Origin of the sequence: Mucilaginibacter sp. P19 (assembly GCF_050632265.1) — a bacterium.
GTDB lineage: Bacteria > Bacteroidota > Bacteroidia > Sphingobacteriales > Sphingobacteriaceae > Mucilaginibacter > Mucilaginibacter gossypii.
Genome location: NZ_CP192586.1, coordinates 4,325,321 through 4,337,885, shown reverse-complemented (window position 1 = coordinate 4,337,885; position 12,565 = coordinate 4,325,321). Strand labels below are relative to the sequence as shown.

General features: G+C 43.5%; 11 protein-coding genes. 8 read left to right on the top strand and 3 right to left on the bottom strand.

The window, feature by feature from the left end; all coding sequences use genetic code 11:
• Positions 1-281 precede the first annotated feature (281 nt).
• Positions 282-617, bottom strand: a complete 336-nt coding sequence (locus ACQ86K_RS21065) for a hypothetical protein (protein ID WP_431198703.1) — start codon at positions 615-617, stop codon at positions 282-284.
• A gap of 237 nt (positions 618-854) precedes the next feature.
• On the bottom strand, positions 855-1,121 hold the full coding sequence (locus tag ACQ86K_RS21060) for a CHC2 zinc finger domain-containing protein (RefSeq protein ID WP_129570681.1): 267 nt from the start codon (positions 1,119-1,121) through the stop codon (positions 855-857).
• Between the two features lie 342 nt (positions 1,122-1,463).
• Here ACQ86K_RS21060 and ACQ86K_RS21055 point away from each other — a divergent pair, with 342 nt between their 5' ends.
• From ACQ86K_RS21055 to ACQ86K_RS21045, 3 genes are all read left to right on the top strand, one after another.
• The gene (locus ACQ86K_RS21055) at positions 1,464-1,913 is read left to right on the top strand and encodes a GNAT family N-acetyltransferase (protein WP_091163410.1); all 450 of its coding nucleotides are present in this window, start codon (positions 1,464-1,466) and stop codon (positions 1,911-1,913) included.
• Positions 1,914-2,262: 349 nt separating this feature from the next.
• Positions 2,263-2,736 carry a Dps family protein gene (locus ACQ86K_RS21050; RefSeq protein WP_091163413.1) on the top strand — a complete coding sequence of 158 codons (474 nt, stop codon included), beginning with the start codon at positions 2,263-2,265 and terminating at the stop codon, positions 2,734-2,736.
• 519 nt (positions 2,737-3,255) lie between these two features.
• On the top strand, positions 3,256-5,016 hold the full coding sequence (locus ACQ86K_RS21045) for an alpha-L-rhamnosidase C-terminal domain-containing protein (RefSeq protein ID WP_091163415.1): 1,761 nt from the start codon (positions 3,256-3,258) through the stop codon (positions 5,014-5,016).
• 229 nt (positions 5,017-5,245) lie between these two features.
• Here the strand turns inward: ACQ86K_RS21045 and ACQ86K_RS21040 are convergent, their stop codons facing one another.
• Positions 5,246-5,392, bottom strand: a complete 147-nt coding sequence (locus ACQ86K_RS21040) for a hypothetical protein (RefSeq protein WP_176844383.1) — start codon at positions 5,390-5,392, stop codon at positions 5,246-5,248.
• A 160-nt stretch (positions 5,393-5,552) separates the two neighbouring features.
• On the opposite strand from ACQ86K_RS21040, the gene ACQ86K_RS21035 reads away from it, so the two are divergent.
• The 5 genes from ACQ86K_RS21035 (at position 5,553) to ACQ86K_RS21015 (ending at position 12,253) form a co-directional block, all read left to right on the top strand.
• Entirely contained in the window at positions 5,553-6,188 is a 636-nt protein-coding gene (locus ACQ86K_RS21035) for a (2Fe-2S)-binding protein (RefSeq protein ID WP_091163420.1), read from the top strand.
• Positions 6,185-7,174 carry an FAD binding domain-containing protein gene (locus ACQ86K_RS21030; protein ID WP_431198702.1) on the top strand — a complete coding sequence of 330 codons (990 nt, stop codon included), beginning with the start codon at positions 6,185-6,187 and terminating at the stop codon, positions 7,172-7,174. Before ACQ86K_RS21035 ends, ACQ86K_RS21030 begins: the two co-directional genes overlap by 4 nt.
• Positions 7,175-7,217: 43 nt before the next feature.
• Positions 7,218-9,350 (top strand): xanthine dehydrogenase family protein molybdopterin-binding subunit, encoded by a 2,133-nt coding sequence (locus ACQ86K_RS21025; RefSeq protein WP_431198701.1) that lies wholly within the window; start codon positions 7,218-7,220, stop codon positions 9,348-9,350.
• A 14-nt stretch (positions 9,351-9,364) separates the two neighbouring features.
• Complete coding sequence (locus ACQ86K_RS21020) at positions 9,365-10,504, top strand: XdhC family protein (protein WP_431198700.1); 1,140 nt, start codon at positions 9,365-9,367, stop codon at positions 10,502-10,504.
• Between the two features lie 456 nt (positions 10,505-10,960).
• The gene (locus tag ACQ86K_RS21015; protein ID WP_431198699.1) at positions 10,961-12,253 is read left to right on the top strand and encodes an NAD(P)/FAD-dependent oxidoreductase; all 1,293 of its coding nucleotides are present in this window, start codon (positions 10,961-10,963) and stop codon (positions 12,251-12,253) included.
• Positions 12,254-12,565 lie beyond the last annotated feature (312 nt).

Below are 12,565 nucleotides of genomic sequence, written 5' to 3'. Positions count from 1 at the left end.
TATAGCGTGGCAATCCCATAGTCAATGCATGTCCAATTTGTACAGCTACGAGATTGTCTCGCCGTTTCTTTACATGACTTTTTAACCACTATCTCCAACCCAAATCTCTTCTTCCGAACACTAACAACGGCGTAGAAATTAATGAATCTTTTTCCAATCTATGATATCATGATATTCGTAGTAATCAGCAATAGATTCAATATCATAAAGAATTGGTTCTGCTGAAATGTGAATGCTTTCTAAATATTTTAGATATTTCTTATGGGTTGAAAAACCCCGCTCTATTTTTTTGCTGGAACCACAACATACCACCCTTCTTTAACATAATTTCCATGAAGAATTGAATTAGTGTAATAAACCAGAATTACGCCATCTATAACATTTGCTTTTTTAATGTGAGAAAAGCCTGTATCCCCATCTATGCCTTCCAGATTCATTCCCCATCCTGATTCTTTAGTTACAATTATTGCTTCATAAGGTTTAATGAATGGTAACCTGGCTGAATCCCATTCTCCTTTTGCTGTGTAAAATTCATCTATATTAGATCGTTTATGAGATTGCCCGGAGCAGGAGAATAGCAGTAAAATGGTTAAAGGAAACAAAAGAGTCGTTTTCATTGTGGTTTATTGTACATTTCGTTGCCAAGAGCTAACCAAAAAACTGTCTTCACGCAATTATTGGTTAAGGTAATAATAGAATTGTAAATAAAAGCTCTAAAAAAATATCAAACAGGCTGTTGGTCGGTTAGTTCGTAGCACAAATAAACTTTATCACTGGCTTTGTTTTTGATTTTAAAGAAAAAGCTTTAGTACTACAAAAGCAGATCGGGTAAGCCTGATCCGCTTTTGTAAAACTTAATTACTTTCTGCTATCAGCTGAATAGCTTCTTCTCGGGTTTTGTGTTCAATGGCCATTACAAATTCAACAGGGCCGCCGCCTTTACCGCAGCCAAAGCATTGAAAAATATTTTTTTCGGGCGACACCATCAGGGAGGTTGCCTGGTCTTTATGGAAAGGACAGCGGCCTTTTAAATTTCTCCGGCTTTCTTCAAGCAACACATATTTTGAAACAATTCGTACAAGATCGGCCTGTACCGGCAACAGGGAATGAGATGCAGACATGTTGGGCGATAGAATGATTAATTTATCAGGCTGCGAAAATAATTTTTTACCAGGTTGCAATAAGGGATTGTTGAAAAAAGTTATTCCCACGGGACAAAGTAATGCCTCTTTATCACATGTGGTAATTTACGTAGCAACTGGGCATCATTTTATTTAGCAGCCCACATGCTAAGTTGATGGATGTTTAACAGATTGCTTGCCCCGCGCATTCCCAAAACAAGTTCGGTATGACTTTTTTTAGTAACTGGCCATGCTTTCTGCTTTTCTCAGAAATATCTACTTTAGCCACACAAGCAAATCGGCAAAAAGACTTTGCGCTTTGCGAGAGAAAAATCAAACACCATGAACTACACTCAAATTTGCAAAGCTTTTAATGATTTAACCGTTACCGAGCTGTACCAATTACTAAAGCTCAGGAGCGAGGTATTTGTAGTTGAACAAAATTGTGTGTTTTTAGACACCGATGATAAAGACTACGCTTGCCACCATCTGTTATTGTTTGATAATGATCAGGAACTGGTGGCCTATGCCCGTATTGTACCCGCGGGTAAATCATATGCCGAAGCATCAATTGGGCGTATAGTTAGCAGCAAAAAAGTACGCGGTACGGGTGTAGGTAAAATACTAACCCAGGCCGCCATCGATCAAACTAAAAAGATCTATGGAGATGTGCCTATCCGGATAGGGGCACAGTACTATGCTATCAAGTTTTATGAACAGTCGGGCTTTAAAATTGATGGTGAAATTTATGATGAAGATGGTATCGACCATATTGAAATGATCCTGTCCTGACAGATCTCTACCTGAAAAGAGCACTGATGATTATTGTTGCCCGCTTTACTAATTTGATGCAGTTGTAAATGTGTTACTGATTAAATTGTATGATGACACTTCCAAAAAAACTACATAGCATGAAAGTCATAATCTGCGAGGCGATGGTGTTTATCACGCTTGTACTGTCATCTATTGGTTGGGATTTGTCATACACATACCATGATCATCCTATGCCGTTGATTTTTTACTTTTGGGTAACCGCATTTACGTTATATTGGCGCCGTAAAAAGACAGTTCAGCGTGTATAGGCATCTGCCAAAATATGAATAAGTTATAACAAGAATAACAATCACAAATTACATATATCATGAAAACAAACATCGGAATTAATGAAGCAGACCGCCAGGCCGTTTCAGATCAGTTAGCCAAATTATTAGCCGACGAATTTGTACTGTACACCAAAACCCGTAATGCTCACTGGAATATTGAAGGCCCCGACTTTCATTCAATGCATGTGTTTTTTGAACAGCAATACAACGAGCTTGATGAAATTATGGACAGCGTGGCCGAACGTATCCGTAAGATAGGTCATTACGCACCAGCTACTTTAACCCAGTTGTTGCAACTTACTCATTTAACCGAAAGGCTCGATCACAAAAACGATAGCGCTGGCTTTTTGAAAGAATTGCTTGAAGACCATGAAAGTATCATCGAGTTCATACGCGGTAATATCAATCCCTTCGCAAATCAGTTTAATGACGCCGGTACCAGCGACTTTATTACCGGCTTGATGGAAACACACGAGGGCATGGCCTGGATGCTGAGGTCGCACTTTAGATAAAATGATCTCCCCGTTTAAATAACACCTTTCGGCTCAAATGATCTTCCGGATGCAAACGGAAGATCATTTGAGCCGAAAGTAAAATAATTATCCCTGCAATATTATTCAGCCTGCTCAAGGTAAGTTAGTTGTTGATGATAATCCTATTGCCATGTAAACCTTTTGCACCTTCAGTGCATTGCTTACTTGTTCTGAAGTAAGCCCCCCAAAGGAGAGCGTTAATACCATCGATAGTATAATGTATTAAAAAAAGATAGTACAGGATGCCAGATCATGATGAAAGCGTTAGTATTGTTTAATTATAAACTTACCAGCTTTCACGATAAATCTGTCTCATTTGTATTTAATCTCCGGTAATATCTTTAAAGAAGGTGCGGTTAAAGACCTTGACTCGATAAAAAAGACTGTGATTAACCGGCAACTAATAAAGCAGTGCGAAATACGCCTTTACAGCAGTATTTTCCATTGGGCTCTTTCTCAAGAGCGGAATTTTAAAAACAGACAAAAAGATATTTTCACATGAAGAAAATCATCGGCATACTTACACTAACCATCATCTGTTTTATCTGTCAGGCCCAAAAGCTTCCTCCGGTTTTTGATGCTAAGCGATCTGCCGAAGCGCAATCTACAGAAACGGTAAGGAAATATCTTTCACCGGTCCGCATTCTTTGGAAATCGCCGAATGCAGCTACCAATATTATCAATGCCGAAAAACTGCTGAAGCAAGGTGATGGACAAGCCGATCTTTCAGGTAATGACTTGTGCATTCTTCAAAGTGATGAAAAGGGAAAGCCCGGTTTATTGCTTGATTTTGGTAGGGAATTGCACGGCGGTTTGCAATTGGTAACCGATCAGTCAAGGGGTGGCAAGCCGGTGAGGGTGCGTATCCGTTTTGGCGAATCGGCAAGCGAAGCTATGTCAAACATCGATACCATAAAAGGTGCTACTAACGACCACGCTATGCGCGATATGATTATGTCCCTGCCATGGTTGGGTAAGCTGGAAATCGGTAACACCGGTTTTCGCTTTGTACGGATCGATTTGCTGGATGATAACAGTCAACTTAAGCTGAAAGAAGCAAGGGCTATTTTTGTTTACCGCGATATCCCTTACCTCGGCTCATTTAAATGCAGTGATACGCTGCTTAACAAAATATGGCTTACCGGTGCGTACACCGTACACCTCAATATGCAGGATTATCTTTGGGACGGTATTAAACGCGACAGGCTGGTTTGGGTAGGCGATATGCATCCCGAAACATCAACCATTGCCGCTGTATTTGGCGATAATCCGGTAGTGTCAAAGAGCCTTGATCTGGCACGGGACATTACCCCTTTGCCCGACTATATGAACGGTATGGTATCTTATTCTATGTGGTGGATCCTAATCCAACGCGATTGGTATATGTACACCGGTAATTTGAAATATCTGCAGCAGCAGAAAGCTTACCTGGTAAAGTTGCTGAATCAGTACGCTGTACAGGTTGATGCAAACGGCAGCGAAAAGTTGGACGGCGCCGGTCGGTTTTTGGACTGGCCATCGAGCGAAAACAAACCTGCTATTCATGCGGGTTTACAGGCCATGCTGGTGATGACCCTGAATGCCGGTGCCGAACTCTGCAAAATATTGAATGATCAGGCCACCTCCCAAAAATGCGAAGCCGCGGTTGCTAAACTAAAAACCAATGTGCCGGATGCCAGCGGTTCAAAACAGGCGGCAGCCTTATTGGGCTTATCGGGTTTACTCCCTGCCGAAAAAGCAAACGATATTCTTTCTAAAGAGGGAATACACAATTACTCAACGTTTTTTGGTTATTATATGCTGTTGACCAAAGCCAAAGCCGGCGACTACCAGGGTGGCATTGACGCTATCCGCAACTTTTGGGGCCCGATGCTGAACCTTGGCGCTACTACTTTTTGGGAAGATTTTAATATCGACTGGCTGCCCAACGCTTCGCGGATAGATGAGTTGGTGCCCGATGGTAAAAAAGATATCCATGGTGATTATGGCGCTTATTGTTATAAAGGTTTCAGGCATAGTCTTTCGCATGGCTGGGCATCAGGGCCAACACCGTGGTTAACTGAGTATGTGCTGGGTGTAAAGATAATTGCGCCAGGTTGTAAGGTAATTAAGATTGAACCCCATTTGGGCGATCTGAGCTTTGCCGAAGGAACTTATCCAACACCATATGGTATTGTGAAAATTAAACATGTTAAGCAGGCTGATGGTAAAGTAAAAACCACAATTAATGCGCCCGCGGAAGTTAAGGTGGTCCAATAAATATCTACCGTTGCCGCTGGCAAAACCGTAAAGTATTGCCGTCAGTATCCGTAACATAAAACTCGCGCGTTCCCCAGGTTTGGTCGGTTGGTCCCTGGTGAACGGGCGATTCTTTTTTAACTGAGGTATCCAACCCGCGGGATAGGTAATATGTAAACCGGCTATCCACATCATTAACCCAAACATTTACCACCGAACCAAATAAGCGGTCGCTTTCATATACGGTTAACTACATCTCTCCAAATTCGCTTATTAGGTCAATAACGCCGTCATCAGCCGTGGCTTCAGGGTATTTGAGCCTGAAATCAAGCACGTTGGTGTAAAAACCGACGGCTTGTCGTAAATCGCGGCATTTAAAAAGCGGGATCATTTTCATTGTGAAGTATTTGCTTAAAGTTAGCCCTAAACTTTTGTTAGAAGAAATATTAAAAGCGCGGTGATTGAATAATTGGATTTTTCATTGTTCAAAACAAATTTGTTACGGAGTTATTGATATTAAAAGTGCTATCTTGGTGTAATTATAAATCGCTGTACCTATGTCTACAACAAAGCCCTTCACTCCAACCGACGGCGAAGACAATTCAAACGGAACGCGCCGTGATTTTCTTAAGCAAACATCGCTGTTAACGGCCATTGCCTTAACACCGGGTACTGTAGTTAAAGCGGCCGAAAACCAATGGGATGAGAAATTTGCCGGCGTTTTTGAAAAGCAAGCCCTGCACCTGGAGGTGAACGGTGTAAAACATGAATTGATGGTTGAACCGCGTGTGACCCTGCTGGAAGTGCTGCGCGAATACCTCGACCTTACGGGTACCAAAAAGGGTTGCGACCGCGGCCAGTGCGGCGCTTGTACAGTGCATGTAAATGGCGTACGCATTAACTCGTGCCTAAGCCTTGCATTGACAAATGATGGTAAAAAGATAACTACTATTGAAGGCCTTGCCAAAGAGGAAGAGCTGCATCCCATGCAGGAGGCTTTTATTAAGCACGATGGTTTTCAGTGCGGATATTGTACATCAGGACAGATCATGTCGGCCGTGGCTTTGCTTAAAGAAGGACATACCGGATCTGAAACAGAGATCAGGGAATTTATGAGCGGTAACATTTGCCGTTGCGGCGCTTATCCCAATATTGTTAAGGCTATTCAGGAAGTTAAAGGAGGTATGGTATGAACCAGTTTCAATACACACGACCAGCCGAAACGGCTGTTGCCATTAAATCATTGGCAAAAGAACCAAACGGCTACTTTTTGGCAGGCGGAACCAACTTGGTTGATATGATGAAAATGGGATTGGTAGTACCGGACAAGTTGATTGATATTAACCGCCTCCCGCTTAAAAAGATAGAGAGAACGCCTACAGGTATACACATAGGTGCTTTAGCCTCCAATAGCGAGGTTGCCGAGCACGCTTATATAAAGGCGCAATACCCGTTGCTGGCGCTGGCCATCAATGCCGGTGCTTCGCCGCAGTTGCGCAATATGGCTACCGTTGGGGGCAATCTTATGCAACGTACCCGCTGTCCTTATTTTTTTGATACTGCTATGCCTTGCAATAAACGTACTCCCGGAAGCGGTTGTGGAGCATTGCAAGGGATTAATCGTATGCATGCCCTTTTTGGCGCCAGCGATAAATGTATTGCTGTTAACCCCAGTGATATGAATGTGGCGATGGCCGCGTTGGATGCCACCATCCACGTAACGGGTGTAAAAGGCCCGAGAGCCATTAATATTGGTGATTTTCACCGCTTGCCAGGCGATCATCCGGAACTTGATAATACCTTGCAAAAAGGCGAGTTGATCACTTCAGTTGATTTGCCCGCAGCATCATCTGCTTATAACAAGCATGTTTACTATTTAAAGATTCGCGACCGTACATCATATGCCTTTGCCCTGGTTTCGGTGGCTGCCGCTTTGCATATCGAAAATAATACTATTACAGGTGCAAGACTGGCCATGGGCGGGGTGGCACATAAGCCATGGCGTTTAACCGCTGCCGAAATATTTTTAAAAGGTAAAGCTATTACTGAAGATAATTTTAAGCAGGCGGCGCAAATTGCCATGCAGGGAGCTAAAGCTTATGAGTACAACAAGTTTAAGTTAAAGCTTGCGCCTAATGCTATAGTACAATCCTTAAAATTGGCCACCGGCCTTGCATAATAAATTAACGACTATTTAGCTAATAGATTTAATACTGATCTTCATGAAAAAAGACGCAATTGGCGATTCCTTAAGCCGTGTTGATGGCCGGTTAAAAGTGACCGGCGGAGCTAAATACAGCGGTGAGTATAAAGTCCCCAACCTCACCTATGGGGTGCTGGTATCGGCAACTATTGCTTCTGGTACGGTAACTGCACTTGATACCAGGGCTGCCGAGCGTGCACCGGGAGTGCTTGCTGTCATTACGCCATTTAATGCGCCAAAAGTACCGGGCTACCAGGCCGGCGCAGAAAGGCCGGTACGCGGGCTTAAGTTATTTAATGATAATAAGATTTACTTTAACGCGCAACCCATTGCGTTGGTAGTTGCTGATACCTTTGAACGGGCTACCTATGCGGCAAGCCTGGTTAAAGCAACTTACAATACTGAGCCTTTTGAAACTGATTTTCATAAAAACATAGATAAAGGGGTAACCCCGCAAAAAGGTAATTATAAAGATTATGTGCGCGGTGAGGCAAATGCCTATAAAAATGCCCCGGTAGTGGTTGAGGAGGAATATCTGCTTCCTACAGAAGTGCATAACCCTATGGAATTGCACGTTACCACCGCGTTTTGGGATGGGGATGATAAGGTTACACTGTATACCAAATCGCAGGGCGTAAAAGGCTCCCAGCGATCCATTGCTGCGGCATTCGGACTTAACCCCGATAATGTGCAGATCAATTCGAGGTTTGTTGGTGGAGCTTTCGGCTCTTCGTTACGTACCTGGCCGCATGAAATTGCAGCCGCACAGGCAGCTAAACTGGTAAAACGCCCGGTTAAACTTACACTCACCCGCGAACAGATGTTTACGCAGGTAGGCTATCGCCCTTTAACCATCCAAAAAATAGGACTGGGTGCAACTGCCGATGGTAAGCTGATTGGTATTACCCATGAATCGCATTCGCAAACAGCCGTTTATGAAGAATTTACCGAAGGGGCGGTAAATGTATCGCAGTTTTTATATAACAGTCCTAATGTAAATACGCTTTACAAGGTAGTGCCTTTAAATGTAGGCGTGCCTGCGCCTATGCGCGGTCCGGGTGAGGCTACAGGTTCTTTCGCACTTGAATCGGCGCTGGATGAGTTATCTTACAAGCTTAACCTCGATCCCATAGAGTTAAGACTAAGAAACTATACCGATACCGACCCTGAACGGAACAAGCCATGGTCGAGCAAATACCTAAAGGAATGTTACCAGAAAGGGGCCGAGGCCATAGGCTGGGCTAATCGTAAAGCCCAACCCGGCGCCAATAAAGAGGGCGAATGGCTGGTAGGCTACGGGATAGGCTGCGGTGCGTTTGGCGCATACCGGGGCAATGCCGTGGCTAAAATAAAGTTGACGGCCGATGGCAGTGTGAACATTCAGAGTGCCACGAGCGATATCGGCCCGGGCACCGGAACATCAATGGTATTGATAGCTGCTGATACTTTGGGAATCCCTGCGGATAAGATCACGTTTGAGCTGGGCAATTCGGCTTTTCCTAATGCGCCAACGCAGGGTGGGTCGGCAACGGTATCATCTGTTGGTTCGGCGGTACATGATGTGTGTGTGGCTTTGAAACAGAAGCTGTACACCATGGCCGGCAAACCTGCCGATAGCACGGAGCCTATTGATTACGTTGCTGTGTTAAAGCAAAACAATATGCCGTCGGTTGAGCTTACACAAGAATCAAAAGGCAATCCCGAAGCGCAAAAATATTCCATGTACTCGTTTTCGGCGCATTTTGCCAAAGTGCATGTACACCCGCTTACAGGGCAGGTAAAGATCAAAAAGATTGTAGCCTGTGTTGATGCCGGAAAAATAGTTAACCACAAAACCGCCAGCAGCCAGATGATTGGCGGCGCGGTTGGTGGCGTTGGCATGGCCATGACTGAAGAAGCTGTTTTTGATGATCGTTACGGGCGCTACATTAACGGTAACTTTGCCGATTACCACGTGCCGGTAAATGCCGATATCCAGCAGATAGAAGCTATATTTATTGATAAGCCCGATCCGGTTTTGAATCCGGTAGGCACCAAAGGTATTGGCGAAATTTCGTTGATAGGGGTAGCTCCTGCTTTGGCAAACGCCATTTATAACGCTACGGGCAAAAGGGTAAGGGAATTGCCCATAACGCCCGATAAACTGATATAGCTGTAAAGCTGCTGATGAAAGAGATTATTGACATAGTTGCCGCCTATGATGAGGCTCATGCACTAGGTAAAAAAACTGCCCTGGCTACTGTTGTATTGGTGGAAGGTTCTGCCTATCGTCGGGCCGGCGCACGTATGCTGATTACTGAGGACGGGCAACTTACCGGCGCCATCAGCGGCGGGTGTTTGGAAGGCGATGCCCTGCGTAAAGCCCGACTGGTGATCCTGCAGCAACAACCTTTACTGGTAACCTATGATACTACCGACGATGATGATGCCAAGCTGGGCGTAGGATTGGGCTGCAACGGCATTATCCATATTCTTATTGAACCCATAACCAGCGCTATCAATAACCCAATTAGTCTGTTGAAAAATATCGTCAGCAATGGTCAGCATGCCGTACTTGCCACCGTATTTTCTATTAAAGACCGAAAAGCGCCACAGCCCGGCACTTGCCTTTGCCTTACCGAAGATAAACTTGCGATAAGCCACCCCGGGCACCTGCAATACCAGGTTGCTTTGGTAAGTGATGCCGAAAGGGTACTGGAGGAACAGCGATCAGAAATACGGTTTTACCAGGCTGATACTGAATATACTGCCTTTGTAGAACATATTAAACCTGTGATTTCGCTCGTGATTGTGGGGGCAGGTAACGACGCAATTTCTTTAACACGAATAGCTGCGGTTTTAGGCTGGAATATTACCGTGATAGATGGCCGGCCTAATTATGCCATTAAGCAGCGCTTCCCGGTTGCTCAAAATGTTGTAACTGCCAAACCGGCTGAGGTATTATCAAATATAAAGATCAATGATCGTACGGCTATTGTTATGATGACCCACAATTATAACTATGAGATAGCGCTGCTTAAAGAACTATTACCTACACCGTTACCTTATATCGGTATCCTCGGCCCCAAAAAGAAACTGGAACGTATGCTGGCGGAAGTTCAATATGCAGGCATATCTATTAGCGAAGCACAAATGAACAACATCTATGGCCCGGTAGGCTTGGATTTAGGTGCAGAGGGGGCCGAAGAGATAGCCTTATCGATTATGTCTGAAATTAAAGCGGTATTATCAGCACGCCAGGGATATTCATTGAAATATAAACCTGCGCCGATTCACATTTCTAATCTTCAATACCTGGTTAAGTAGCCGTCAGGTATCTGGATTTGAAAGCTAAAAGCAGAAGGCAAAAAGCACAAAGCTTAAATCCAAAGATTGTCTATTTACTTTATTCAAATATTTTATATGAAATTGGTAGACTCTATATAATTACTTTAGTTAGTTTTTCAAATCTTCTTCGAATTAACAGTTTTGGTTGCGATTTGTCATACCGCAATCATTAATTGTCCCGAACCGTAAAATAGACCAAAACATCAGAACTTTAGCCATTTTTAATCAGGTATTACTGCGCAATTTTGTATCGCATAGGTGAGGTAATGCAGCGGAATGGGTTGAGTTTTTAAGTGTGTAATATTTACACTAAGACGAGGCCGGTTGCCATAAACTTCAGTAAATTCATGGTAGAAAAACGAGGCAAATGAAGCCGGAATATTTTTCAGATCGGAACCTGATCCTGCTTTACCTGCCTATAAAATATTAAGTATCATGACAAGTATAACACCCCAAAGCGGCAAAAAAAAGATAGTAATTGTTGGCGGCGGTTTTGCCGGGCTTAACATTGCACAGCAGCTATATAAAAACAAGTATTATGATGTTACCCTGGTTGATAAAAATAACTACAATTATTTTACACCGCTGCTTTACCAGGTAGCAACCAGTTTCCTTGAACCATCAAGTATCAGCTATCCCTTCCGTAAGCTTTTCAGGGATAAAAGATTGAGTTTCCGTATGGCAGCCGTGGTTAAGGTTGATCCTGCGGCAAAGATTCTTTATTTGAGTAATGGCGAGCTATCTTATGATTACCTCGTTTTCGCGGCCGGTGCAAGTACAAATTTTTACGGGATTGAGAGTATCAAACAAAATGCCATCTCCCTTAAAGAAATTGACGACGCGCTCCGAATGCGTAACAGCCTTATTAAAACAATGGAAAAGGCAGCCATTACTACCGATCCAATAGAGCGTCAAAAGCTTTTAACCATAGTAGTTGCCGGGGGCGGTCCAACTGGTGTTGAAGTAGCTGGTATGCTTGCCGAGATGAAAAACTATATCCTGAAAAAGGATTACCCCGAGCTAATGAATGCCAAAGGTAAAATTTACATAGTTGATGGCGGCCCTGATTTGCTTGCCCCCATGAGTGATAAAACCCACAAGGAAACCCGCCAGGCGCTGATTGAGTTGGGTGTTGAAGTTAAATTAAATGCCCATGTAAACGATTTTAATAATGGTGTGATAACCTTTGCCGATGGTGAAACACTTGAAGCCAAAACCCTGATTTGGGCTGCCGGTATCATTGCCAATACTTTTGAGGGGATCCCTGCGAGTAGTTTAGGCATAGGCCGCCGCATGATCACTGATGAATATAACCGGGTTAAAGACCTTGAAGATATATACGCCACAGGCGATATCAGCGTGCAAATAACCGATCCGGTTTATCCCAAAGGGCACCCGCAACTGGCACAGGTTGCCATACAAATGGGACGCAATACTGCCAAGAACTTTATAGCCATGGCAAAAGGCAAAGCCATAAAACCATTTAAATATTTCGACAGGGGAGATATGGCCATTGTTGGTCGACATAATGCCGTGGTCGACCTGTTTAAGCACAAGGTACACCTTAGTGGTATTGCGGCTTTATTTGTATGGCTATTTATCCACTTAATGTCGTTGGTGAATTATAATAATAAAATTAAAACTTTGTATAACTGGGCTGTAGCCTTTTTAACACGTGATCAGGCACTAAGGATGATATTCGGGAGCGGGCAGAGCCGGGCAGATTAATCGTCTGTATTAAATGGTTTGCTTATACAAAAAAGGGGCAGCGCCTGGTGCAGGTTGCTGCCCCTTTTTCGTTTCTCAAATAATGAGCAAGCGCCTTTATGGCCGGGAGCATTGTAACAAATGAGGTGTCCCAATTTTTTGATTCCCGAAAAAAAATGAAAAAAGCCCGGTGCTCCTTTTTTGAAAATCCATGTGTTCCATTTTTTAAGTGAAAAATAACGGAACGGGATAAAAATGTTATTCGTTGATAATCAGAGGTTTGTGTTTTTGTGTGGAACACAGTTAAATTATTGATAATCAGTATTTAAAGCT

What these genes read in the sequence shown, in the direction of transcription:
- ACQ86K_RS21065 (WP_431198703.1), bottom strand. Translation starts at nt 617, where the DNA reads ATGAAAACGACTCTTTTGTTTCCTTTAACCATTTTACTGCTATTCTCC.
- ACQ86K_RS21060 (WP_129570681.1), bottom strand. Translation starts at nt 1,121, where the DNA reads ATGTCTGCATCTCATTCCCTGTTGCCGGTACAGGCCGATCTTGTACGA.
- ACQ86K_RS21055 (WP_091163410.1), top strand. Translation starts at nt 1,464, where the DNA reads ATGAACTACACTCAAATTTGCAAAGCTTTTAATGATTTAACCGTTACC.
- ACQ86K_RS21050 (WP_091163413.1), top strand. Translation starts at nt 2,263, where the DNA reads ATGAAAACAAACATCGGAATTAATGAAGCAGACCGCCAGGCCGTTTCA.
- ACQ86K_RS21045 (WP_091163415.1), top strand. Translation starts at nt 3,256, where the DNA reads ATGAAGAAAATCATCGGCATACTTACACTAACCATCATCTGTTTTATC.
- ACQ86K_RS21040 (WP_176844383.1), bottom strand. Translation starts at nt 5,392, where the DNA reads ATGAAAATGATCCCGCTTTTTAAATGCCGCGATTTACGACAAGCCGTC.
- ACQ86K_RS21035 (WP_091163420.1), top strand. Translation starts at nt 5,553, where the DNA reads ATGTCTACAACAAAGCCCTTCACTCCAACCGACGGCGAAGACAATTCA.
- ACQ86K_RS21030 (WP_431198702.1), top strand. Translation starts at nt 6,185, where the DNA reads ATGAACCAGTTTCAATACACACGACCAGCCGAAACGGCTGTTGCCATT.
- ACQ86K_RS21025 (WP_431198701.1), top strand. Translation starts at nt 7,218, where the DNA reads ATGAAAAAAGACGCAATTGGCGATTCCTTAAGCCGTGTTGATGGCCGG.
- ACQ86K_RS21020 (WP_431198700.1), top strand. Translation starts at nt 9,365, where the DNA reads ATGAAAGAGATTATTGACATAGTTGCCGCCTATGATGAGGCTCATGCA.
- ACQ86K_RS21015 (WP_431198699.1), top strand. Translation starts at nt 10,961, where the DNA reads ATGACAAGTATAACACCCCAAAGCGGCAAAAAAAAGATAGTAATTGTT.